Below are 23,045 nucleotides of genomic sequence, written 5' to 3'. Positions count from 1 at the left end.
AACGGCGCCGCCGTCAAACGGATTCTCTTCCGCGTTTCCGCTGGTCGATCCGGCGATTCGTGAAAGGCCGTCGAACGGCGAATCGAATCGTTGACGGTCTCGACACGCCGGTGTGAGCGTCGGCCTTGATCGGCAGTCTGGGTGCCCACCCTCCCGGAAGCGCTGCCGAGAGAGGAGTCCGTCAATGCGCAGGAATCCGGTCGGCGCGTTCACGGCCGCGCTGGCTGCCGCGATCATGGTCCTGGCGGGTCTCGTCGGCCAGGTCGCCGCCGGCGGCGCGGCCTCCGCCGCGGAGTCGTACACCTGGAAGAACGTCCAGATCGGCGGCGGCGGGTTCGTCCCGAGCATCGTCTTCAACCAGTCGCAGGCGAATCTCGTGTACGCCCGCACCGACATCGGCGGCGTCTACCGCTGGAATCAGAGCACGAGCTCGTGGACGCCGCTGCTCGACTCGATCGGCTTCACGAACTGGGGATGGATGGGGGCCGCGAGCCTGGCCACCGACCCGGTCGACCCGAACCGCGTGTACGTCGCCGCCGGCATGTACACCAACAGCTGGGACCCGAACAACGGCGCCATCCTGCGGTCCACGAACAAGGGCGACAGCTGGACCGCCACGTCGCTGCCGTTCAAGCTGGGCGGCAACATGCCCGGCCGCGGCGAGGGCGAGCGCCTGGCCATCGACCCGAACAAGGACAGCGTCCTCTACCTCGGCGCGCCGAGCGGTAACGGCCTGTGGCGGAGCACCGACTACGGCGCCACCTGGGGAAAGGTCACGTCCTTCCCGAACCCCGGGACGTACAAGCAGGATCCGAGCGACTCCTCCGGTTACCTGAGCGACAACCAGGGCGTCGTGTGGGTGACGTTCGACAAACGCAGTAGCAGCTCGGGCACTGCCACGAAGACCATCTACGTCGGCGTCGCCGACCCGCAGAACACCGTCTACCAGAGCACCGACGGCGGCTCCACGTGGCAGCGCGTCGCCGACCAGCCGACCGGCTACCTGGCGCACAAGGGCGTGCTCGACACGACCAACGGCTACCTGTACCTCGCCACCAGCGACAAGGGCGGCCCATACGACGGGTCCAAGGGCCAGGTGTGGCGCTACAACACCGCGACCGGCGCGTGGACCGACATCAGCCCGATCCCGGCGTCGAGCTCCGACAACTACTACGGCTACAGCGGGCTCACCGTCGACCGGCAGCACCCCGGCACCATCATGGTCACCGGCTACAGCTCCTGGTGGCCGGACACGATGATCTGGCGCAGCACCGACAGCGGCGCGACGTGGACCCGTGCCTGGGACTGGAGCAGCTACCCGAACCGTACGTTCCGCTACACGCTGGACGTCTCGTCGGTGCCGTGGCTGACGTTCGGCGCGAACCCGCAGCCGCCCGAGGTCACGCCCAAGCTCGGCTGGATGACCGAGGCACTCGAGATCGACCCGTTCAACTCCGCGCGCATGATGTACGGGACGGGTGCCACGATCTACGGCACGACGAATCTGACAGACTGGGACGCCGCGAAGCAGATCTCCATCAAGCCGATGGTGAAGGGCCTGGAGGAGACGGCGGCCCTGGACCTGATCAGCCCGCCGTCCGGCGACGCGCACCTGCTGTCCGCCCTCGGCGACATCGGCGGCTTCCGGCACACCAACCTCGACGCGATCCCGTCGATGATGTTCACCCAGCCCACCCTGACCTCCACGACGAGCCTCGACGACGCCGAGACCAACCCCGGCTGGATGGTCCGCGTCGGCGACATCGACAAGTCCGCCAACCCGAACGTCAACCGGATCGGCTTCTCCACCGACGGCGGCGCGAACTGGTGGCAGGGCAGTGAGCCGCCCGGCGTGACCAACGGCGGCACCGTCGCGGCGGCAGCCGACGGCAGCCGGTTCGTGTGGAGCCCCGACGGCACGGGCGTGTACTACGCGGTCGGCTTCGGCAACTCCTGGACCGCCTCGTCCGGCATCCCGTCCGGCGCGCGGGTGGGCTCCGACCGGGTGAACCCGAAGAAGTTCTACGGCTTCTCCGGCGGCCGCTTCTACGTCAGTACGGACGGCGGCGCGACCTTCACCGCCACCGCGGCGACCGGCCTGCCGTCCTCCGGCAACGTACGGTTCAAGGCGGTCGCCGGGCACGAGGGCGACATCTGGCTGGCCGGCGGGTCGGGCTCGGCGTACGGCCTGTGGCACTCGACCGACTCGGGCGCGACGTTCACCAAGTTGTCGAGCGTCCAGGAGGCCGACAACGTCGGCTTCGGCATGGCCGCCACCGGCAAGACCTACCCGGCGCTGTACATCATCGCCAAGGTCGGCGGCGTACGCGGCATCTTCCGATCCGACGACTCCGGAACCACCTGGGTCCGCATCAACGACGACGCGCACCAGTGGGGCAACATCGGCGCCGCCATCACCGGCGACCCCCGCATCTACGGCCGCGTCTACGTGGCGACCAACGGCCGCGGCGTCATCTACGGCGACCGTACGGGCTGACATCCGCCAGCACCGGGGCGCCCGGCCGGTAGTTCCCCGGCTGGGCGTCCCGAACCACATTGAATGATCAGGCGCCCTCCTACGGGCAGTCACTGCCCTTGCAGGTGCCGCTGTAGACGGCGATCGACCAGGTGGCCTTTCCGACCGGGTTCGTGGCGAGGTACTGGCCGAGTGTCATGCGCTTTCCCTCCCAGGGCTGGACGGACTCGGAGAGGGTCACCCGGTCCAGATCGCGGATCGGGACGACCGCGGCCTCCAGGTCCACGGGCTCGCCCGGCGGGAGGTATCCGCCTCTCGGCTCACTGAGTGTCACCTGACCAGGGAGGAGGCGGTTACGCTGACAGTCTCCCGAGGCCGATGAATTCCCCGCCTTCTGCCAGGCGTTGAACCCGGGGGGGCACTGGATGACGATCGCGGTGTTCCGGCCCGTCGGCGTGAAGCGCAGGTGCACCATCTTGCCGGCCTCGAAGTAGGACTGGGCGGCGATGCGCGGCATGCCGAAGTAGCGCGCCGGCAGCGGGCCTGACTCTCCGGCCGCCGGCACCGTCTCCGGGCCCCGGTCGGTCAGCCGGGGGACGGCGACGCCGACGGTCGCCAGGACCGCGATGCTCACCGCGGCGTTGACGGCCAGGCGCCGACGGGCGCTACGGCGGATCTTGCGCCGCACGGCGGGCATGCGGTCGTCGTTACCGGGCGCGCGGGCGCTGGTGTCCTCGAGGACGGCCTGCAGATCGTGAATGGTACGCGTCATGACACTCCCCCTGGGACCGCGGCGGGTGCGGTGAACTCCGGATCGATGCGCAACTTGGCCAGCGCCTTGCTCGCCTGGCTCTTCACCGTGCCGACGGAACAGCCCATGATCCGCGCGACGTCGGCCTCCGTGAGGTCCTCGAAGTAGCGCAGCACCAGCACGGCGCGCTGCCGGTCGGGCAGCCGCCGAAGCGCCGCGTGAATGGCGGCCCGGTCGTCCCGGACGCTCATCGCGTCGGCGGGATCGGGCGTCTCCGGCATCGTCTCGGTCGGGACCTCGGCCCGCCATCGGCGCCGCCACCACGACGCGTGCGTGTTGACGAGGACCTTGTACACGTACGGGTCCGGGTCGGCGCCGATCCGGCGCCAGGCACGCCAGACCTTCGCCAGCGCCGTCTGCACGAGATCCTCGGCGAGGGCCCAGTCGTGGCACAGCAAATATGCCGTACGGACGAGCCGCGGTGATCGCGCCTCCACGTAGGCGGTGAACTCCGGTCGATCTCGCATAGGCAACCCCATCTCACGTGCTTCCGCTCACGAGTACCGCCGAGCGGCCCGGAAGGGTTGCCTGTGATCGCCGAGGGTCTCACATTCCGGGGTACGAGACCGCTCGGCGATCGCGGGGATCAGACCGTGCGCAGGAAAGCCACTGCCGCTCGGAAGCGTGCGGTCAGTGGGGTTGTTCGAGGTTGTCGCGAACGACGGTCAGCAGGCGGATGAGTTGCTGGGCCTCCTCGTCGGTGAGCCCGGCGGTGGCCCGGGCCTCTGTCTCCGCCCACGCGGCCGTCACGGCGTCCACGACGGCCTCGCCGCGTTCGGTCAGCCGCAGGCGTGTCACGCGGCGGTCGCCGGGGTCGGTGGCGCGCTGGATGAACCCGGTCCGTTCCATCCGGGTGAGCGCCTTGGCGATGGTGGGCTGTTCGAGGCCGAGCCGCTGGACGAGTTCCGCCTGGGTCGTGTCGGGGTTGTGGTGGATGTCGACGATGATGAGTTCCTGGCCCAAGTGCAGGCCGAGTTGTGCCGTCAGGTGTTGCAACACGGCACGGTGTGCCCTGGTGGCGTGGGCGAGCGCGTAACCGACCGGCCCGTTGTCGGCGGCGATCTGACGCCCGGTGGTCATGCCGGCACTACCTGCCGATCGCTTTGAACCCGAGTGAGAACGCGTTGCCATAGTTCGGCGATTTCCCGTCGTGGGTCCTCGCCCACCAGGACACCGTGGTCGTCGACGTGACGGTGGGCGTAGCCGACCGCCACGTCAAGGTCGGAGAGGACCTCGGCGCCACAACGCCGGAGGAGGTCGGCGAGCTGCAGTTGGGCGAACGCGCCGCCGAGCCGGTTCGGTGAGGCGCTCATCAGCACGACGGGCTTGCCGGCCAGCGGGCGGGGCGGTGCGAGAATCCCCAGCCAGTCGACGACGTCCTTCATGTTGCCGGGAATGCTGCGGTTCAATTCCGGCGTCACAAGCAGCAGCACATCAGCCGCCGCGACCCGGTCTCGCAAGGTCGCGACGACCGCGGGGAACGGACGCCCCATGGTCGCGTCAACGTGGGGAACCCCCGCGTTGCCGTCCCATGCCTCCACCTGGAAGGGGGCACCGGCCAGTTCTTGCGCGGCCAGCAGCAGCGCCCGGTTCAAGGATCCGGCCCGCACACTCCCGCAGATGCCGAACACATCGATAGATTCCATAGCCGGGAATCTTATAGCCGGACATATAATTTTGGCGAGTGGTCGCGCCCGGGTCGAGGCGCGTTCCGCCCGTACACCAGGTCGTGGCGGGCCCTGGTACCGATCGCCGAGCCTTTTGTACGGCCCGCTGCGCGGGTTACGCGTGCCGGCCGAACGCTCCCGCACTACGTTGAACGATCATGATGCCCAGGCGCCTCCTATCGCTGTTAGCTCTCGCCGTCCTGGCTGGAGCATGCGGCGACGAGAGACCACCGCCGCTTCCCCCAGACGTGGTCATGACGGGTGACGTCGACCGCGACCTCCGATCGACCATGGCGAAATTCCTGGGGCGCGTCAGGGCGCGCGACGTCCATGGCCTGGCGAGACTGGAGACGAACCCTCATGACAGCAGTTGGGCGACGGCCCGGGCGGGCTCAGCGTGGCTCATCGACCACTATGCCGACGCGCTCGGTGGAGCGATGCGGGTCGAGGTAGTCGATGACTCTGTGGGCGAGCAGGAGTGGCACCTGTGCCTCAGGTTCGGAGCTCCGGAGCGGGACCTCCGACTGACCGTGCTGGAAACCGGCAAGGACGGCCATTTCTCGCCCGACGGGGGGTACCGGACGTTGCTGCTGTCCGGATTCGCCGAGGTCAAAGGCACACCGAGGCCGAATCCGAGTATCCCGCCCGGCACCTTCTGCGCCGCCGGAGTCGTAGGCCCCCAGTGGGGATAACACGCTCAGGTAGCCACCAGGTTGCGGTCAACGGCCACGGCGTCGTCTGCGGCGACCGGACCGATGGGTAGCGGGTTCTCGCCGAGGATCGTCGGTGCTCCGCGCACGGCGGTCCTCGGCGAGCACGGCAATATGATTTGAGATTCAACTGGCGGGGCGGAAGCCGTGGGAGGTCGATTCGGAGCGAATCGAGCCGCCGACACCGCCACCTCCCGGGTGGATCATTAGGCGACGTGGGTGTCGTAGTCCCAGTAGCTCGTGGACGAGCTGTTGACTACGCTGTAGACGGCGTCCGAGTTATTGTCGGCCGCAATGAAGTCGAGGTAGGGGCTGCTGACCAAGGCCTTCGTGTAGTACTGGTACTGGAAGGCCTCGCCGTCAGCGTTTTTGTCGCAGCTGCTCAGCCAGACGGCGTTCGTCGCGGACTTGTGGTCGGTGCGCAGGCACAGGTTGCGGCCCTTGGCCTTCAGCATGCTGAAGTTGCTGATGTTGCTGGGGACCCAGTCCCACCACTGCTGGCTCTCGTTACCGCAGGCGGAGGTCCAGACGCGGGTCGTCGTCAGACTGAAGGTCAGGCAGTTGTGGTTGTACTGATTTTTGAACGACCAGTAAGTGGTGGAGGCGTGCGCGGGAGCCGCCTCGACCGCGACGCCCGTCACGGCCGTGGTGGCGATGGCTGCTGCGACGGTGATTCGCCTGGTGAAGTGGGGCTTCTTCATGCGAGGAGTCTCTGGTCGATCAAGAAACTCCGCGCGACCGCCAGGTGTCCACTCTACCTATAGATCACGAACTGATGGTTACCGCGCCCCCCTCGGCGAGCGCCCGGAATCACCGCCGAATAGGCCCGAAATTCCGCACTTTACGAGGGCACATCTCCCCCGTGATCACCGGCGGAGCCCTGGGCGACTGTGACTATACCGACATACGGACAGTCATCATCCGTTCGATGCCGCTGCGGACGGGGATCGACGGCCGGCGGGCGACGTCGTCCCCACGCGAGAGCGGGTGACCGCCAGGGGTCCCCGCAATTGTGGATAGCGTTCGACGGTGGTCGACGACCTGCAGGAGGGCCGGCAGCGATCCGGGGCCGCCGACCCACCCTTCGAGAAGCGTGTGGATCAGGTGTGGGTGCCGGACCAGTAGGCGTAGCCGGAGTCCCCGAAGTACGACGTGGTGTAGACGCCGCCCGAGCTGCCGGAGTCCATCGCGAGGTAGAGCTCGTTCCCGGTGGTCAATTCCTGGAGGTCGGCGTAGTAGAAGAAGAGCTCGCCCGTGGCGTCGCGGTCGCAGGCGCTCTGCCATGTGGCGTTCTTCGTGGTCTTCGCGTCGGTGCGCAGGCAGAGCCCGGTGGACCGGCTCTTGAGCAGTTTCCATCCCCCGCTGTAATTACTGGCGATCCAGTCCCACTGCTGGCTGGAGGAGCCGTTGCAGGAGGTGGCCCACACGACGTCGGACGAGCCGGCGGTCAGGCACTTGCCGGTCTGTCGATTCTTGAACGTCCAGTACACGGTCTCGGCATTCGCCGGGCCCGTCTGGACGGCGGCGCCCACGACCGCTGCGGCGGTGACGGCCACTGCGGCGGCGAACCGCCTGGTGAAACGCGTTTTCATGGCAGAAGTCTGTTGATGATCAAGGGCCTCGACATGGATCATCGGTGTCAATCTCACTAATGGATCACGAACACATGGTGGCGATGGCGTGCCTCGGCGAGCGCCCACGACCACCGCCGACGGAGCAGATCACCCGTCGCGAACGCGCGTGATCGCCGAGGGTCCCCCCACATCGGCGAGCGAGACCTCTCGGCGATCAGCGGTCAGACGGTTCGCAGGGCCTCGGTGGGGGCCATGCGGGAGGCTCGGAGGGCCGGGAGCAGGCCGGCGAGGGCGCCGATCAGGATGGCGGAGCCGATGCCGCCCGCCCACGCCTCCGGGGGGATGACGACCGCCCAGTGCTTGGTGGCCGCGTAGACGGCGGTGGCCAGGACGCCGGCCGCGACACCGACGGCGCCGCCGAGGAAGGCCAGCGCGATCGCCTCGGACAGGAACTGCGTACGGATCTGTCCCCGCGTCGCGCCGAGCGCGCGGCGCAGGCCGATCTCCGACCGGCGTTCGAGCACCGAGATGATCATGATGTTGGCCACTCCGACCGCGCCGACGATCAGCGCGACGATGCCGAGGCCCAGGAACAGGCTGTTGAACGCGCCGCTCGCGGCGGCGCGGGCGGTGAGCGCGTCGGAGGGCTGGCTGACGTCGACCTCGTTCGGCGACTCGGGGTTGGCGGTCTGGGCCAGGACCTCGTGCACCGCGCTCACCTGGCTGGTCCGGCACCGGACGTACATCGTGCTCGGGGGCCCGTTCGCGGCCTTGCCATGGACGATGCTCGTGTGGTTCAGGTAGCGCTGGGCGGCGGGGTAGCCGACCAGGGCGCTCGTGTCGATGTCGGGCGCCAGCACCGCCGGCTTGAGGATCCCGGCGACGTAGAACCACTGGCCGCCCAGCCAGACGCGCTGCCCCGAATGGACCCTGTCGATCCCCAGCCGTTGTGCGGCGACCGCGCCGAGGACCACGACGGGCTCAGTGGCGGTCGCGGAGTTCAGCCAGCGTCCCTGGTCGACGCTGGTGGCGATCACCGGCAGCAGGTTGAGGCTGGCGGCCCGCACCGTGAGCGCGTTCGTGCTGACCGGGGGGATCAGCGGGCTGCGGTAGACCTTCGCGGTGTCGACGGTGGCCGTGTCGGCCACCTGCTCGACGGCCGCGAGCCGCGAGATCCTCGCCGGCGCCTCCTGTGGCAGCTGGGCCGCCTGCCCGGAGAAGGCCTGTCCGCTCTTCGCCGTCAGCAGGTTCGTGCCGAGGCGGTCGATCTCGTGCAGCAGCCCGGCCTGGGACGAGGAGGACAGCCCCAGCACCGCGACGATCGCGGCCGTGCCGATCGCGATGCCGAGCGCCGACAGCGCCGACCGCAGCCGCCGGGCCCGGAGCCCGATACTCGCCACGCGCGCCTGGTCGCCGAATCTCAGCCGGGCGGGCACCAGGGCGGTCATGAGCGGATCTCCGCGGGTACGTCGATCCGCTCGCGAGCGCTGTCGGAGGTGATCAGCCCGTCGCGTACGTGCACCTGGCGGGGCAGGCGGGCGGCCAGCTCCGCGTCGTGCGTGATCACGACGATCGTCGCGCCGTCGGCGTTGAGCTCGTGGAGGAGCTCGACGATCGACGCTCCGGTGGCGCTGTCGAGGTTGCCGGTGGGCTCGTCGGCGAGCACGATCGCGGGCCGGCCCACGAGGGCGCGGGCGATCGCGACCCGCTGCCGCTGACCGCCCGACATCTTGGTCGGCCGGGAGGACGCGCGCTGTTCCAGCCCCACGCGGGCGAGCGCCTCCATGGCCCGTCTCCGCCGTTCGCGGACCTCGACACCGGCGTACAGCAGGCCGTCGGCGACGTTGTCCAGCACGGTGGAGTGCTCGGCCAGGAAGAACTGCTGGAAGACGAAGCCGATGCTGCGGGCCCGGAGCGCGGAGAGCCCGCGGTCGTCGAGGCGGTCGACGTCGACCCCGTCGATCCGGACGGTGCCGGTGGTGGGCCGTTCGAGCGTGCCCATCACGTGCAGCAGCGTGGTCTTGCCGGACCCGGACGGGCCCACGATCGCCAGCAGCTCGCCCTTCCGTACGGTCAGGCTCACCCCGCGCAGCGCACGCACGGGCGGCTGCTCGCCGTACGTCTTGGTCACCGCCGCCAGGTCGAGGGCGGGTGGCGCGCCGCCGTCCCCGAGAACCGGTGTCCGTCTCCGTCGTATCGGGCTCATGAGGCGGGCACCACCACTCGGTCGCCCTCGGCCAGGCTCCCCGAGACCTGCACGAGGCCGTCCGCGTTGTCGAACAGCCCGAGCGTGACCGGCACGACGCTGTGCGCGCCCCGGGCGTCGACCTTCTCCACCGAGTAACCGCCGCCGGCCTGGCCGCTCAGCGCGGTGACCGGCACGATCAGCGCGTCCTTCACCCCGGCGGTGGTGATCTGCACCCGTACGGGCGCCTGGTCGAGCGCGCCCGCGTCCTTCGGATGCTGGAGCGTCACGTACACCGGGATCGTGGCGCTGGCGGAGTCCGAGTCCTTGTCACCCGACGAGCTCGCCACCGCGCCGATCCGGCCGACCTTCCCGGACGTCGTCCGGTTGTCCGGAAGGGTGATCTGCACCTTGTCGCCGACCTTGACCTGGGACTGCTGTGAGGCGTCCAGCTTCACGGTCACCTGGCGGTCGGTCGACGTGGCCTGGGCGACCTGCTCGCCCGGCCGGGCGTTCGTACCGAGCCGGGCCATCGCCTTGGTGATCCGCAACGGGCCGGGCAGGAACACCGCCGCACCGAGCTTCAGCGACCCGGTCTCGTCAGCCCCGATCTTGTCCTGCAGCTTCTCGAGCGCCGCCGCGGTCGCCGAGCCGAAGTACTTCGAGTCGGGGTCGAGGTCCGACCGGTCGGCGTACCCGAGCTTCACCAGGTTGCGGTTCAGCTCGCGCACGTCCTTCCCGCTGTCCCCCTCCGACAGGTCGCGGTACGCCGGCCACTTCCCGCAGAGCAGCACGACGGGAGTGTCGCCGACCCAGTAGAGGACCTTGCCGCACTTGATCTCGTCGCCGGTGCTCGGCACCCAGGTGTAGATGCCGGTGGCATGACCGACGATCGAGTAGGGAGTCCCGTCCTCCTGAGCGACGTACGAGAGGGTGCCGCTCTGGTCGACCTGCGACGACAGCGGACCCCGCTGGACGGTGGCCAGCGACGAGGCGCCGGCCGCCGGCGGGGGCGACTTCTTCCCCTCGCCGAACGGCCTGGTGGCGACCACGATGCCCGCCGCGACCGCCAGGACGAGGACGGCGGCACCGGCCCGTACGGACCGGCGCCGTCGCCGTCTCCGCGGCTTCGCAGGCTCGGACGTGGCGACCTCGGAGGTCTGCGGATCCCCTGCCCGGTCGGGCACGGTCGCGCCGGTGGTCTCGACCTCCCGGCCGGAGACGCGCGTGCTCACCGGGCCGTCCGAGCTCACTGGGTACCGCCCGGGAGCAGCTTCTGGCACGTCTTCTGCGCGGCCTGGAACTGCGGCGAGTTCGGATCGACGCCCGACCCCTGCTTCATGATGAGCTTCCCGCCCTGCGGGTCGGGGAAGCTGGGCACGCCGTTCTTCCGCATGCACTGGGAGAACTTCAGCATCGCCGGGTCGGCCTGGCCCCCGCCGACGACTCCCTGCGGCGCGTACGCCTTGCATGCCTGCGTGGCGGCCTTGAACTGCGACGACTCGGGGTCCAGCCCGCTTCCCTTCTTCCCGGTGAGCATGACCCGCCCGTTGGGGTCCGGGTCGGGGAACTCCGGCACGCCGTTCTTGCGCATGCACTCGGCGTACTTCACCGCCTTCGTCGAGTTCCCGCCGGCCTTGCCCGGCTGGGCCGCGGCGGGGCTCGACGCCTTGGCGGAGCCGGAACCGCCCCCGCAGGCCGTCAGACCCGCCCCGGCGATCAGGATCGCCGCGGCCAGCGACCAGACGCGTCGCGTTCTCGTCCCATGCGTGTTGTTCATGTCGTCGACCTCTCCGTGATGTTGATGACGCCGGGCTCACCTGGCCCGGCGCTGAGGTCTGTTCTACGGATCGGGCGGTCACATCACGGTCCTCGTCGCTGTGACGCGGTTGTGACCGGGCATCGGGCATGCTGACGCCCATGCGAGAGGTCTGCGGATGAGAGTGCTGGTCGTCGAGGACCAAGTGGAGCTCGCCGACTCGGTGGCGCGGGTCCTGCGCCGGGAGGGGATGGCGGTCGACGTCTCGTACGACGGCCAGGACGCCCTCGACCGTACGGCGCTGACCGACTACGACGTCGTCGTCCTCGACCGGGACCTGCCCGGCGTGCACGGCGACGACGTCTGCGGCACGCTGATGGCGGAGGGGCGGCATACCCGGGTGCTGATGCTGACCGCGTCGGGCACGATCGCGGACCGGGTCGAGGGGCTGAGCCTCGGCGCCGACGACTACCTGCCCAAGCCGTTCGCGTACGCGGAGCTGGTCGCGCGGATCCGGGCCCTCGGCCGCCGCGCCCAGCCGGCCGTGCCGCCGATCCTGTCCCAGGGCGACCTGCGGCTCGATCCGGGTCAGCGCACGGCGTTCCGGGCGGGCGCGCGGCTGGCCCTCAGCCCGAAGGAGTTCGCGGTGCTGGAGTACCTGCTCGCCGCGCGTGGCCGCGTCGTGCCCGCCGAGGAACTGCTCGAACGGGTGTGGGACGAGGCGGCCGACCCGTTCACCACCACGGTCAAGGCGACGATCAACCGCCTGCGGTCGAAGCTCGGCACCCCACCCGTCATCGAGACCGTCGCGCGCGGCGGCTACCGGATCTGAAGGCCATGCACCTGCCCACATCGCTCCGCCCGCGCACGGTACGCCTCCGCCTCACCCTCCTGTACGGCCTGCTGTTCGCCGCGTCGGGTGCCGTGCTCCTCACCATCACGTACCTGCTCGTCCAGCACGCCACGGGCCGGAGGAAGGTCATCTACCGGACCGGGCTGGCTCAAGCCCCGGACGGCGGTACCTTCCGGACCTTCCGGCAACTGCCTCTGCCGCCGGAGGCGCGCGGCCTCGCCGCGCGGCTGGACGCGGAAGCGGCCCGGCAGCACGCCGCTCAGATGCACGCGCTGCTCGTGCAGTCCGGGATCGCGCTGGCGATCATGGTGGTGGTCTCCATCGTCCTGGGGTGGCTGGTCGCCGGACGGGTGCTCCGGCCGCTGCGCACCATGACCACCACGATCCAGCAGATCTCGGCGCGCAACGTGCACGAGCGACTGGCCGTCGAAGGCCCGCGCGACGAGCTGAAGGACCTCGCCGACACCGTCGACGGCCTCCTCGGCCGGCTGGACACGGCGCTGGGCGCGCACAAGCGTTTCGTCGCCAACGCGGCGCACGAGCTGCGCACCCCGCTCACCCTCGAACACGCGCTGCTGGAGGAGACCCTCACCGACCGCGAGGCCACGCTCGCATCGTTCCGGGCGACGTCGGAGCGCGTACTGACCATCAGTGAGCAGCAGGAACGCCTGCTGGAGGCCCTGCTGACCCTGGCGACCGGCGAACGGGGACTCGACCGCCGGGAGCCCGTCGACCTTGCGGAACTCGTGGACCAGACGCTGCTCGCCCCTCGTCCGGGGGTCGAACGGCTCGGCCTCCGGATCGACGTACGCACGTCGCCCGCCCCGATCGCCGGCGACCCGGCGCTCGCCGAACGCCTGGTGGCCAACCTCATCGACAACGCGGTGCGCTACAACGTCCCCGGCGGGCGCGTGGAGATCGGTACGGCGACCGAGGAGGGTCATGCCATCCTGTCGGTGCGCAACACCGGGCCCGTCATCCCGCCGGACCAGGTGGACGGACTGTTCGAGCCGTTCCAGCGCCTCGGCGGCCGCACCGCCCGTAACGACGGCGGCCACGGCCTCGGCCTGTCGATCGTCCGCGCCATCGCCGCCGCCCACGACGCCACCGCCACGGCGCGCGCCCGGCCGGAAGGCGGGCTGGACGTCGCGATCCGGTTCCCCTCCGGCGGCCCGCCGCCCGCGTCGTACGAACGGCTCGGTGAACACACCGCCGACCGCCGACAGACCGTGGCGAAGTAGCCCGCCGGCGAGCATCGCGTACCCCGTAGGCCGGGATCGCGGGATCCTCAGTGGGGCAGGGTGCCGATGAAGGCGAGCACCTCCGTGTTGTACCGGTCCGGGTCGCTCATGAAGAGGCCATGTCCCGCGCCGTCGATCACAACGAGCCTCGAGTCGGGAAGCAGGGCATGGGTCCTGCGCCCGGTCGGGTCGATCGGTGCCGAGCGGTCGGCGTCGCCCTGGATGACCAGAGCGGGCACGGTGATCTTGGGGAGTTCATCGCGCTGATCCGCGTTGACGACCACGTCGTTCGTCGATAGCAGCACCTGCAGCGGCGTGTCGAAGAACTGGCGCCGGGTCCAGTCGCACAGCCCCGCCGAAACCTCATAACCGGGTCCGAACCAATCAGCGCTCGAGGTGCCTTCGACGAAGGCGCCGATATCACGGCGCATGATTTTCCGGACCTCCTCGGCGGTCGTCGCCTCGACGGGGCCCTCCGGGTTGTCGTCCGTGCGCAGCAGGAATGGCGTCGTAGGAGCGCTCAGGACCATTCCCGAGACTCGCTCGTCGCCGTGCCGGGACAGGTAGCGGACCACCTCGGCCGCCCCCATCGAGTGTCCGACCAGTACGACCTCACACAGATCCAGGTGCGCGAGCAGGTCCGCCAGGTCGTCGGCGAGGCGATCGAGGTCGTAGCCCCGTCCGGGCAGATCGGACCGCCCATGGCCGCGCCGGTCGAATACGACACAGCGCATACCGGCGGTGAGAAAGGCGGGGATCTGGTAGTTCCACATCCCGCTGTTCATCGGAGCTCGATGGCTGAAGGTGGAAAGCGTCATTCGGCACGTGGAGGGGCAGCAATGAATCCATCAGAAGCTGATCGTCGCACCCCAGCGGACAGTACTCGCGAAATCCGCGCACTCGTTGAATTGTGCCAGGCGCTGGCCGGGTCGGGGCTTTACGTCGAATTAAGCGACGCTCGACCGGCGTTGTCGGTTCGCGCCGAGCTCGCCGGAAAGAGACTATGGATCAGCGTCGAAGGCGAGACGTTCATCTGGCGTCGCATGGACGAGGTACATCATGCGGCGGGCGACCCGGCAGGCGCAGCCGCCGAGATCGTGGCCTACCTCGGCGGACGAACCGGGCGGCTGGACGACCGCCCGTGAGCGTCGACGCGACGATGGTCCTGCGCCGGAGGTTTCCGGGGACTCTGATCTGGTTCGGCACGTACACCAGGTCGTGGTGGGCTCTGGTGCCGCCGCCGGTCGGGTGGCGGCTGATCGAGGCGCTGGATCCCGAGGAGCTGACCCGCGCGATCATCCACGCCGCGTCATGGCCCTGGCCGGCCGACTCCGCGGGGAGTGAGCCACCGGCCGGCCGCGTACGGCCGAGGGTTCTCGGGGTCATGGCCCCGGAAACCCTCGGCGACTCGGCTCCCGTCGGCTCTTCTTAGCTGCTGCTAGCGGACGGGTGACGCATGGACGCCCTGGTCGCCCTCGCCGGTCCCCGGACCGCGATGTCACCGCCTGCCAGGGCGAACAGATCCAGCTGGTGACCGGGTCGGTGAGGCCGAGTCGGTCGTGGAGGATGCCGACGAGGCTGCCGGGAATCAGGACGCCTTCAGGTCGGCGACGACCTCTTCGGTGGTGGCGACGCGCTCGGCGTAGATGGGGCCGTTGAGGTCGACGGCAGCGTGCAGGTGCTCTCGTGTGAAGGCGGCCGTGGCGTCCTTCACGAGGGTGACGCCGTAGCCCAGTTCCATCGCCCATCGGCCTGTGCCCTCGACGCAACCTGGTGCCGTCAGGCCGGCCAGGATGACGTCCTTGATGTCGTGCTGGCGGAGTTCCTGGTCGAGGTTGGTGTTGGCGAAACCGCTGATCCCCCAGTGCTCGGTGGCGACGATGTCCCCCTCCTTGGGGCCGAAGTCGGGGTGCCATTCGCCGCCGAACTCCCCGTAGGCGTAGAAGTGCTCGTCCCGGATCAGCCGGTGGGCGCGGTTGGCGTACCTCCAGCCCTCGTAGTCACCTGGCCGCCAGGCCCGGTGCGGCGCCACGAACACCTGCACGCCCGACTCTCGGACGGCCGTCAGCAGTTCCCGAAGGTGCTCGCGCAGGCCGACGTCCTCGGCCACCTCCTTCAGGCGGGGCCAGAGCCGCCCTTCGTCGCTGAGGAAGTCGTTGTACGGGTCGACCAGGACAAGACCCGTGCGGCTGATGTCGTAGTTCACGGCGGAACCTCTTTCGTGTGTTGCCGACACCCATGAGTCTTCGCCGATCGACCAGAACCCGAAAGTGGCACACATGCCGATGAGCGCAGCTTTCGTGCCACGATGTCGGTATGCCACCGTTCCGGCGCGTCGCCGCCTACGTCCCGCCCGCTGCCGCAGGTCTGGGGCTCGGTATGGTCAGCGCAGTCTTCCGGCCACGGGAAGGGATGACCTCCTTCGACTTCGCGCTGTGCGGCGAGCGGCCGGGGCCGGTCCCCACCGACCTGGGCGTACCGGTCCTCGTCGAGCACGGACTCGACCTGATGTCCCGGGCCGACCTGGTCCTGGTCCTGCCCGGTGAGAACCCGGCCGCCGACCCGCCCGAACCGACCCTGGAGGCTCTCCGGCATGTCCACCGGAGGGGTGCGACCGTGGCCGCCCACTGCCTCGGCGTCTTCCTTCCGGCGGCCGCCGGGTTGCTCGACGGCCTGGAGGTCACCACGCACTGGCAGCACGCCGACGCGTTGGCAGCACTGCACCCGGAGCTTTCCGTAAGGCCCGAATCGCTCTACATCGACAACGGAGACCTGGTCACCGGGGCGGGGGCGGCGGCCGGGATCGACATGTACCTGCACCTGGTACGACGGGAGCACGGGGCCGCCCTGGCCAATGCCATCGCCCGGGTTCTGGTGGTACCGCCGCATCGCGATGGCGGGCAGCAGCAGTACATCAGCGCGCCCGTCCCGGCCAACGGCGACAGCTCCCGCCTCGCTGAGGTCATCGCCTGGGCCCGCGCCAACCTGCACCAACCACTCACGATCGAGTCGTTGACCGCAAGAGCGCTGATGAGCAGGCGCTCCTTCATCCGGCACTTCAAGGCCGCGACCGGCGCCACCCCGCACGCCTGGCTCCTCACCCAGCGCCTCAATCTCGCCGAGGAACTGCTGGAGACCACCGACCTGCCCATCGAGCAGATCGCCGAGCGGGTCGGCTACAGCAGCGCCGCCGTCCTCCGGCAGCAGTTCACCCTCCGCAGGGGCATCGCACCCCGTGACTACCGCCGGACCTTCGGCCACACGCCAGCCGCAGGAGTGTCCGATTAGGGGGTCTGTCTCGCTAACTGGCATCGGCACCACCACCGCCCGCCAACTCCTGCGCGGCTGAACCAGGCACTCTCGCTGTCCGCCGGACCGGCACTCAGCCCGTCCGCCTACCGGCACCCCGCTGACCACCAGCCAGCACACCACCGACCTCCACCCCCGTGTGGGCTGATGCCTCAGGTCTCGGTCATCGCGGATCGGGTCGTCGAGGCGGCCCGGGCTCTGAGGGCCTTCTTGTCGGGTTTGCCGAGTGGAGTGAGCGGGAGGTCGTCGAGGACGGTGATCGTGATCGGGACGGCGTCGGTGGGCAGGTGGTCGCTCGCCCAGGCGCGCAGGGTGTCCGGGGTGATGCCGGGTGGGCGGACCGTCACGAAGGCGTGGATGGCCTCGCCGGTGCGTTCGTCCGGTACGCCGATCACGGCGGCCTCGCGGACCGCGGGATGCTCGGTGAGCACGTCCTCGATCGTGCCGGCGTAGTGGTTGTAGCCGTCGACGATGATCATGTCCTTCAGCCGGCCCACCAGGTAGAGGTAGCCGTCGTCGAAGCGGCCGAGGTCGCCGGTGCGCAGCCGGCCGTCCGGCAACACGGTTTGCCGGAGGTCGTCCGGGCGGTTCCAGTACTCGGTCATGACGCCCGGTCCCTGGACGCAGACCTCCCCGACCTCGCCGGGCGGCGGGGTCGTGCCGTCGGTGCGTCGCAGCGTGACGGTGACGCCCGGCATCGGGCGGCCGACCGAGGCGAGGAGTTCGGGCCGGCCGGTCAGGGCGGCGGCGTGGTCGGCCGGCTGCAGCGTCGCGATGGCCGGTGCCTCAGTGGTCGCGTACGTCTGCATGAGCCCCGGTCCGAGCCGCTCCAGGGCCTGACGCAGCCGGGCGGGGGCGATCGGGGAACTGCCGTACATGACGAACTTCAACGAAGTGAGGTCGGCTCCGGTCGCCTCGGTGTGGTCGAGCAGGCGGTACAACCACGACGGGTACAGGTAGGTGATCGCCGCCGGCGCGTCGTGCACCGCGGCGACGAACTCGGCCGGGTCGAACCCGTCCATGATCTCCACGCTCGCGCCGAGGCGCAGCGTGTTCAGCGCGGCGTCGCCGGAGCCGTGTGCGAACGGCGTCGTCAGCAGGAATCGCGTGCCCTCCGGCAGTGACCCGGCTGAGCCGGCCGACGCCGCCCAGGCCTTCGTGGACGCGCCGAGGCCCGCGAATGTGGCGGGCACGCCCTTCGGGCGGCCGGTGGTGCCGCCGGTGTACAGGATGCGGGCGATGTCGCCTTCCTCGGTCCGCACCGGGACGGGTTCGTCGGACTCGCCTTCGGCGACGGCCATGAGATCGACGAGGGAGAACACCAGCGGGACGCCCGCGCTCCTGGCCAGGTCCGCGACCGGCCCGATCTCCAGGTCGGACACGAGGGCGGTGGCCTGGGCGTCGGTCAGCAGGTGCCGCAGCCCGTCCGCGTCGGCGACCGTGTCGGGGAACACGGGCGTGTAGCGGAGCCCGAGCAGGTGGGCGGCGAGCCTGATGGCGAACGCCTCCGGGCGGTTGCGGGAGACCAGCACGATGCCCTGGCCTCGGCGCAGTCCCCGCCGCTCCAGGAATCGCGCGGTCCGGTGGACCGTGGCGAGCAGCTCTCGGTAGCTGATCGAACGCCCCTGGTACCGCAGCGCCTCCGCGTTCTCGTACGCGGCGAGCGCCGAGAGCGCACTCGTGACGTACCACGCCGGCGAGTCGTCGGCCATGCGCACCCCATTAATCTAACGTCATTGGATTTTTGGTGGGCGCTAGATTACGGACCGCCCGGACGTCTGGCAACCGCAAGGGAGAAACCGATGCCGCCGCGACGCGGCCGCCCGCCGGCGGCGGATCCGAAGCTCCGCCCGGAGGCGATCGTGGCCGCCGGGCTGGACACGTTGCAGGCCGAAGGGCTGGACGGCCTGACCATGAACAAGGTCGCCGCCCGGCTCGACGTACACGCCGCGTCGCTGTACTGGCATGTACGGAACAAGGAGGAGCTGCTCGACCTGCTCGCCGACGCGGTGGCCGAGGTGCCGGATCTCCCGGCGTACGACGCCGATGACTGGCGGGCCGGCCTCTCCGAGATCATGCGCGCCCTGCGCCGGCACCTGCTCGCGTACCGGGACTCGGCCCGGCTGCTCTCCGGCCGGTTCGCCGCCGGCCGCGGCCAGCTCCGTACGGTCGAGGCCGTGCTCGGGGCGCTGCGCGGCGCGGGGCTCTCCGACCGGGACACCGCCTACGCGCTGTACCTCCTGACCACCTTCCTGATCGGCTTCGTCGGCAGTGAGCAGGCCCCGCTGTCCGCCGCCGTCGCCGCCGGCCGGCCTCCCCGCTCCTACCTGGACGACCTGCGCGACCGGCTCGCCGCGCTGCCCGCCGACGAGTTCCCGCACACCGTCGCGCTGGCCGACGACCTCACCGCCCCGGACCTCGACACCCGGTTCGAGTTCGCACTGGACCGCCTGCTCGACGGCATCGCCGCCCTGCCGCACCACAACTGAACTCCGCGGGCGACTCAACGAATGGGCGTCCCAATGACGTTCAAGGAAGGAGACAGAGGCGAGAGATAGGGGTGCCGGTGGGCTTTGAGGAGTTTCTGGCCGCGCGGCTGCCCAGGCTGCTGCGGTTCGCCACCGCCTTGACCGGCGACCCGCATCGAGCGGAGGACATCGTGCAGGACGTGCTGATCAGGGCACAGCGCCGCTGGCGGCGGATCGGCGCGATGGACTCACCTGAGGCGTACCTGCGACGGATGATCACCAATGAGTACCTGTCGTGGCGGCGACGCCGCTCCTCCAGGGAGGTGCCGGCCACCGACGGGGTGCTGGACGCCGCGATCGAACCCGACGACGGCCATGCCGGCCAGGTCGAGGATCGCGACGCCATCTGGTCCGGGATCATGGCGCTGCCACCGAGGCAGCGCGCGGTGCTCGCCCTCCGTTACTACGAGGGCCTGTCCAACGCCGAGATCGCCGACATCCTCGGCTGCTCCGAGGCGACGGTGCGCTCGCACGCGTCCCGGGCGCTGGCCGAGCTCCGGCTCGATCCCCGAGGGGACCTGGATTCGCACGACCACGCCGTGAGGGGAGACCTGCGATGACGACCGATGAGGTGATCCGTCAGGCGTTCGAGCGGCAGGCGGAGAACGCTCCCGCAGCGGACCACGTTCTGGCGGACCTCCGCGTGAGGATGGGCCGCGCCCGCCGGCGCCGTGTGGCGACGCAGGGCGTCATGGCCGTCGTGTTCTCCGGTGCGGCCGTCGCGGCCGCCGTCTGGGTGCCGTCCGGGGGCCCGGAGTCGATCGGCCACCGGGTCCAGGCGGGGCCGCGGCCGGCACCGGTCCGCCTCCTGTACCGGCCGAGCTGGTTGCCGCAGGGCTTCACCGAGGTCGCTCGCCAAGTCGGCCAGGGACGGTCGAATGGCGTCCAGATCCGTACCTGGGCCGACCGCTCGATGACGGAACGGCCGGTCGGTGACGCGCTGGTGCCGACGGTCGACGTCCAGGTCGAGCCGCCCACGCAGGGCGGGAGGGAGGACCGGCTGACGTCGCTCCGCCGTCTGACGGGCAGCACGACGGTGGACGTGAACGGGCACGAGGCCCGGCGTTGGCATGACACCTCGGGGCAATGCATGATCGCTTGGCAGCCCACCGCCAAGGCGGTGCTGTCGGTGACCATGAACGGCTTCATTGGCCCCTGCGCCGACGCGCTGCGCGTGGCCCGGTCGATCGGCCCGGACGACCGGGCGACGGTCGTCCCGCCGTTGCGGGTGACCTGGCTGCCGACGGGGTACGCCACGGACCATGTCGTCGTGAGCAGGACCGACTCGGGCTGTCGCGCGGAACTCATGGCGATGAGCGCGTTGCGGGTGATCACCGCCGAAGTCGGCGCAGGACGTCTCCCCTCCCAGGGGACGCCGTTGCGGGTCGGTGGACGGCCCGCTCGGTCGTACCCTGTCGCCGCCGTCTCGACCACCGGAGAACCGGACGGCGGCACCGCCGTCGCCGTGGACCTCGGTGGGGGGCGCGTGCTCACCGTCCGCGACTACGAGGGAGGCCCCGCGCTGAGCCGCCAGGTGCTCGGCCAGGTCGCCGCCGGAGTCGACGTCGGTGACACGGCCGGTGCCTGCACCTGGTGATGCCGACCGGGATCCTCCAGGGACTCCGTGCACTGAGTCCCTGGAGGATCCGGTCTGACCCGCCGCTCAGGCGCAGGTGGCGCCGTTGAGTTGAGCCGTGTCGGACCGTGGCGTGCCGGGCATTGGCCGTTCGGCCGCCCGGCACGCCACGTCTGGACATGCTCAGTCGCAGGCGTGCCAGCCGGTTGACCAGTGGCCCGCCCAGTCGTCCCAGCCGTCGGCGCTCACGCACTGGTTCGGGGCCGACAGCTTCACCGGCCCGGCGAAGTACTTGTAGCTGCCGCCGTCGTAGTCGTACGCCCCGTCCTTCTGCCTTCGCAGGGCGATCGAGAGGCCCGACTCCTGGCCATAGGAGTAGTTCGTGGTGGACTTTTGGATGAAGGCGCAGTTCTTGCCGGTGACGGGGCTGTAGCCGATCTTGATGTAGACGACAGTGCCCCAGCCGTCCGAAGACTTGTCGTAGCCGCTCTCCGTCTGGCTGTACACCTGGTAGTAACTGCTGCCGCAGACGCCAGGAATGGTGAAGTTCGCGGCGGCGTTGGCCGGGCTCACGATGGACAGGGTTCCGGCGGTGGTGAGGGTGAGCGCCGAAACTGACAGCGCGGTACGGCGTAGCACCGTTCTCATGCATGCCTCCATGAGGTCTTCCGCATGCCTGGACCCGGGAACATGGGGGGATATGTCCCGGAATGACCCCTGATTTGGGGTCGTCCGAGCATGATCGCAACTTCACGTTACGGATGGGCAGAAACCTCTCATAACGGATGGGCAACAAAAAATAACGCAAGTATGTGCCGTGGAGGACCGACGGAACGGTGCTGATTAACGACTCATCGACGCTGGATCGCCCGGGGCCTCGGTGCTCCGAACACGAGGCCCCGGGTGACGCCGCCGGCCGTCAGGTGCAGGTGGTGCCGTTGACCGTGAAGGCGGTCGGGGCGGTGTTGGCGCCGGTGTAGGTGAAGTTGGCGCCGACCGAGGTGGACGCGCCGGCGGCGAGGGTGCCGTTCCAGCTCGCGTTGGTGACGGTGACGTCCTTGCCGGACTGCGACCAGGTGCCGCTCCAGCCCTGGCTCAGCGTCTGGTTCCCGGCGTAGGAGTACTTCAGCGTCCAGCCGTTGATGGCCGAGCTTCCGTTGGTGATGGTGATGGTGGCGGTGAAGCCCGAGCCCCAGTCGTTGGCCGAGTAGGCGACCTTGCAGCCGGTGGCCGGGGGCGGGGTCGTCCCACCGCCGCCGGAGCCGCCGAGCGCGGTGTTGATGGCGCCGTACACGTCCGGTTTCTTGGCGAGGTTCTCGTCCCAGGGCAGGGCCGAGCCCTGGCCGCTGAAGACGCCGGGGATCCAGGAGTACTTGTCGGTGTAGTCCCAGATCGTGATGCCGACGCAGCGGGACACCGCGAGGCACGCCTTGACGACGTTCGTGTAGTACTGCGCCTGCGTGGCGACCTTGGTCGCGTCCGTGGGCAGCACCATGCGGACGTCCAGCTCGGTGATGGCGACGTCGACGCCGAGGTCGGCGAAGCGCTGGAGGTTCTGGGCCATGTTCGTCGGGAAGCCGTACTGGATCGCCAGGTGCCCCTGGAAGCCGACGCCGTCGATCGGTACGCCCTGTGCCTTCAGCGACTTGACCAGGTTGTACATCGCGTCGCTCTTCGCGCCGAGGCCGTCGATGTTGTAGTCGTTGATGTAGAGCTTGGCGTTCGGGTCGGCGGCGCGGGCCGCCTTCAGCGCGGTGGCGATGTAGTCGGTGCCGAGCGTGTTGTACCAGAGGTCCGACCGGTAGGTGCCGTCGTCGTTGAACGGCTCGTTGACCACGTCCCAGGAGTAGACCTGGCCCTTGTAGTGGCCGGCGACGTTGGCGATGTGGTTCTGCAGGATCGAGGTGAGCTGCGCGGCCGTCCAGTTGCCGCTGGTGAGCCAGCCCGGCAGCTGGTTGTGCCACAGCAGCGTGTGCCCGCGGACGATCTGGTTGTGCGCCTTGGCGAAGTTCACCACCGCGTCGCCGCCCGCGTAGCTGAACTGCCCCTGCGACGGCTCGGTGGCGTCCCACTTCATCGAGTTGCCGGGCGTGATCGCGCCGAACTCGTCACTGCCCAGGATCGCGGTGTACGCCGTGTCGGACAGCTCGGGGTTGTCGGTCGCCGAGCCGAAGTACCTGCCCTGCGCCTTGGCGAGCTGGTTCAGTGTGGACGCGGCGGACGCCGGCCGCACCACCAGCGCGGTGACGGCCAGGAGCGCGCCGAGTGACAGCGCCAGGACGGCCGCGAGTCTCGGCCGGAGTGGCGACGGCATGGTGGATTCCTCCTCATGTGCAAGGGTCTGCCGATGCTCATG

General features: G+C 69.8%; 25 protein-coding genes. 10 read left to right on the top strand and 15 right to left on the bottom strand.

The features are described from left to right. Window positions 1–184 precede the first annotated feature (184 nt). Window positions 185–2,497 carry a xyloglucanase gene (locus ABEA24_RS27755; RefSeq protein WP_345434075.1) on the top strand — a complete coding sequence of 771 codons (2,313 nt, stop codon included), beginning with the start codon at window positions 185–187 and terminating at the stop codon, window positions 2,495–2,497. Between the two features lie 79 nt (window positions 2,498–2,576). On the opposite strand, the gene ABEA24_RS27750 is transcribed toward ABEA24_RS27755, so the two are convergent. The 4 genes from ABEA24_RS27750 to ABEA24_RS27735 all read right to left on the bottom strand — a co-directional run bounded on the left by ABEA24_RS27750 (window position 2,577) and on the right by ABEA24_RS27735 (window position 4,933). After that, window positions 2,577–3,248 carry a hypothetical protein gene (locus tag ABEA24_RS27750; RefSeq protein WP_345434074.1) on the bottom strand — a complete coding sequence of 224 codons (672 nt, stop codon included), beginning with the start codon at window positions 3,246–3,248 and terminating at the stop codon, window positions 2,577–2,579. Next, entirely contained in the window at window positions 3,245–3,754 is a 510-nt protein-coding gene (locus ABEA24_RS27745; protein ID WP_345434073.1) for a SigE family RNA polymerase sigma factor, read from the bottom strand. The genes ABEA24_RS27750 and ABEA24_RS27745 overlap by 4 nt, the downstream gene beginning before the upstream one ends. Window positions 3,755–3,917: 163 nt before the next feature. Further along, complete coding sequence (locus tag ABEA24_RS27740; RefSeq protein ID WP_345434072.1) at window positions 3,918–4,367, bottom strand: MarR family winged helix-turn-helix transcriptional regulator; 450 nt, start codon at window positions 4,365–4,367, stop codon at window positions 3,918–3,920. Beyond that, on the bottom strand, window positions 4,364–4,933 hold the full coding sequence (locus ABEA24_RS27735) for an NADPH-dependent FMN reductase (RefSeq protein ID WP_345434071.1): 570 nt from the start codon (window positions 4,931–4,933) through the stop codon (window positions 4,364–4,366). The genes ABEA24_RS27740 and ABEA24_RS27735 overlap by 4 nt, the downstream gene beginning before the upstream one ends. 179 nt (window positions 4,934–5,112) lie before the next feature. Here ABEA24_RS27735 and ABEA24_RS27730 point away from each other — a divergent pair, with 179 nt between their 5' ends. Beyond that, complete coding sequence (locus ABEA24_RS27730) at window positions 5,113–5,646, top strand: hypothetical protein (protein WP_345434070.1); 534 nt, start codon at window positions 5,113–5,115, stop codon at window positions 5,644–5,646. Window positions 5,647–5,870: 224 nt separating this feature from the next. Here the strand turns inward: ABEA24_RS27730 and ABEA24_RS27725 are convergent, their stop codons facing one another. The 6 genes from ABEA24_RS27725 to ABEA24_RS27700 form a co-directional block, all read right to left on the bottom strand. Further along, window positions 5,871–6,365: a hypothetical protein gene (locus ABEA24_RS27725; protein WP_345434068.1), complete on the bottom strand. Its 495-nt coding sequence runs from the start codon at window positions 6,363–6,365 to the stop codon at window positions 5,871–5,873. Between the two features lie 399 nt (window positions 6,366–6,764). After that, entirely contained in the window at window positions 6,765–7,256 is a 492-nt protein-coding gene (locus ABEA24_RS27720; protein ID WP_345434067.1) for an RICIN domain-containing protein, read from the bottom strand. A 203-nt stretch (window positions 7,257–7,459) separates the two neighbouring features. Beyond that, on the bottom strand, window positions 7,460–8,686 hold the full coding sequence (locus ABEA24_RS27715) for an ABC transporter permease (RefSeq protein WP_345434066.1): 1,227 nt from the start codon (window positions 8,684–8,686) through the stop codon (window positions 7,460–7,462). Then, window positions 8,683–9,444, bottom strand: a complete 762-nt coding sequence (locus ABEA24_RS27710) for an ABC transporter ATP-binding protein (protein WP_345434065.1) — start codon at window positions 9,442–9,444, stop codon at window positions 8,683–8,685. Before ABEA24_RS27710 ends, ABEA24_RS27715 begins: the two co-directional genes overlap by 4 nt. Next, on the bottom strand, window positions 9,441–10,658 hold the full coding sequence (locus tag ABEA24_RS27705) for an efflux RND transporter periplasmic adaptor subunit (protein WP_345434063.1): 1,218 nt from the start codon (window positions 10,656–10,658) through the stop codon (window positions 9,441–9,443). Before ABEA24_RS27705 ends, ABEA24_RS27710 begins: the two co-directional genes overlap by 4 nt. A 14-nt stretch (window positions 10,659–10,672) precedes the next feature. Next, window positions 10,673–11,203, bottom strand: coding sequence for a hypothetical protein (locus ABEA24_RS27700; RefSeq protein ID WP_345434062.1), 531 nt, complete (start codon window positions 11,201–11,203; stop codon window positions 10,673–10,675). 157 nt (window positions 11,204–11,360) lie between these two features. On the opposite strand from ABEA24_RS27700, the gene ABEA24_RS27695 reads away from it, so the two are divergent. Both ABEA24_RS27695 and ABEA24_RS27690 read left to right on the top strand, forming a co-directional pair. Continuing rightward, entirely contained in the window at window positions 11,361–12,014 is a 654-nt protein-coding gene (locus ABEA24_RS27695; protein WP_345434061.1) for a response regulator transcription factor, read from the top strand. 5 nt (window positions 12,015–12,019) lie between these two features. After that, window positions 12,020–13,276, top strand: a complete 1,257-nt coding sequence (locus tag ABEA24_RS27690; RefSeq protein ID WP_345434060.1) for a sensor histidine kinase — start codon at window positions 12,020–12,022, stop codon at window positions 13,274–13,276. 47 nt (window positions 13,277–13,323) lie between these two features. Here ABEA24_RS27690 and ABEA24_RS27685 read toward each other — a convergent pair whose 3' ends face one another. Next, window positions 13,324–14,094: an alpha/beta fold hydrolase gene (locus ABEA24_RS27685; protein WP_345434059.1), complete on the bottom strand. Its 771-nt coding sequence runs from the start codon at window positions 14,092–14,094 to the stop codon at window positions 13,324–13,326. Window positions 14,095–14,115: 21 nt separating this feature from the next. Here ABEA24_RS27685 and ABEA24_RS27680 point away from each other — a divergent pair, with 21 nt between their 5' ends. Together ABEA24_RS27680 and ABEA24_RS27675 are read left to right on the top strand one after the other, a co-directional pair. Next, a complete protein-coding gene (locus ABEA24_RS27680) occupies window positions 14,116–14,421 on the top strand; it encodes a hypothetical protein (RefSeq protein ID WP_345434058.1) in 306 nt (101 codons plus the stop codon). Beyond that, on the top strand, window positions 14,418–14,708 hold the full coding sequence (locus ABEA24_RS27675; protein WP_345434057.1) for a hypothetical protein: 291 nt from the start codon (window positions 14,418–14,420) through the stop codon (window positions 14,706–14,708). The genes ABEA24_RS27680 and ABEA24_RS27675 overlap by 4 nt, the downstream gene beginning before the upstream one ends. A gap of 156 nt (window positions 14,709–14,864) precedes the next feature. Here ABEA24_RS27675 and ABEA24_RS27670 read toward each other — a convergent pair whose 3' ends face one another. Next, window positions 14,865–15,482 (bottom strand): cysteine hydrolase family protein, encoded by a 618-nt coding sequence (locus tag ABEA24_RS27670; protein WP_345434056.1) that lies wholly within the window; start codon window positions 15,480–15,482, stop codon window positions 14,865–14,867. A 110-nt stretch (window positions 15,483–15,592) separates the two neighbouring features. Here ABEA24_RS27670 and ABEA24_RS27665 point away from each other — a divergent pair, with 110 nt between their 5' ends. Then, the gene (locus tag ABEA24_RS27665; protein ID WP_345434055.1) at window positions 15,593–16,564 is read left to right on the top strand and encodes a GlxA family transcriptional regulator; all 972 of its coding nucleotides are present in this window, start codon (window positions 15,593–15,595) and stop codon (window positions 16,562–16,564) included. A 173-nt stretch (window positions 16,565–16,737) separates the two neighbouring features. On the opposite strand, the gene ABEA24_RS27660 is transcribed toward ABEA24_RS27665, so the two are convergent. Then, window positions 16,738–18,297, bottom strand: coding sequence for an AMP-binding protein (locus tag ABEA24_RS27660; protein WP_345434054.1), 1,560 nt, complete (start codon window positions 18,295–18,297; stop codon window positions 16,738–16,740). 90 nt (window positions 18,298–18,387) lie between these two features. Here ABEA24_RS27660 and ABEA24_RS27655 point away from each other — a divergent pair, with 90 nt between their 5' ends. From ABEA24_RS27655 to ABEA24_RS27645, 3 genes are all read left to right on the top strand, one after another. After that, complete coding sequence (locus ABEA24_RS27655) at window positions 18,388–19,074, top strand: TetR/AcrR family transcriptional regulator (RefSeq protein WP_345434053.1); 687 nt, start codon at window positions 18,388–18,390, stop codon at window positions 19,072–19,074. Between the two features lie 77 nt (window positions 19,075–19,151). Then, window positions 19,152–19,673 (top strand): SigE family RNA polymerase sigma factor, encoded by a 522-nt coding sequence (locus tag ABEA24_RS27650; protein ID WP_345434052.1) that lies wholly within the window; start codon window positions 19,152–19,154, stop codon window positions 19,671–19,673. After that, complete coding sequence (locus ABEA24_RS27645) at window positions 19,670–20,710, top strand: hypothetical protein (RefSeq protein WP_345434051.1); 1,041 nt, start codon at window positions 19,670–19,672, stop codon at window positions 20,708–20,710. Before ABEA24_RS27650 ends, ABEA24_RS27645 begins: the two co-directional genes overlap by 4 nt. A gap of 162 nt (window positions 20,711–20,872) precedes the next feature. Here ABEA24_RS27645 and ABEA24_RS27640 read toward each other — a convergent pair whose 3' ends face one another. Then, window positions 20,873–21,337, bottom strand: a complete 465-nt coding sequence (locus tag ABEA24_RS27640; RefSeq protein WP_345434050.1) for a hypothetical protein — start codon at window positions 21,335–21,337, stop codon at window positions 20,873–20,875. A 271-nt stretch (window positions 21,338–21,608) separates the two neighbouring features. Further along, window positions 21,609–23,003 (bottom strand): glycoside hydrolase family 10 protein, encoded by a 1,395-nt coding sequence (locus tag ABEA24_RS27635; protein WP_345434049.1) that lies wholly within the window; start codon window positions 23,001–23,003, stop codon window positions 21,609–21,611. Window positions 23,004–23,045 lie beyond the last annotated feature (42 nt).

This window comes from Actinoallomurus vinaceus (assembly GCF_039542055.1).
GTDB classification, from domain to species: domain Bacteria; phylum Actinomycetota; class Actinomycetes; order Streptosporangiales; family Streptosporangiaceae; genus Actinoallomurus; species Actinoallomurus vinaceus.
Note: the sequence above shows the minus strand (reverse complement) of the source record. Positions and strands in the feature narration are given on the sequence as shown.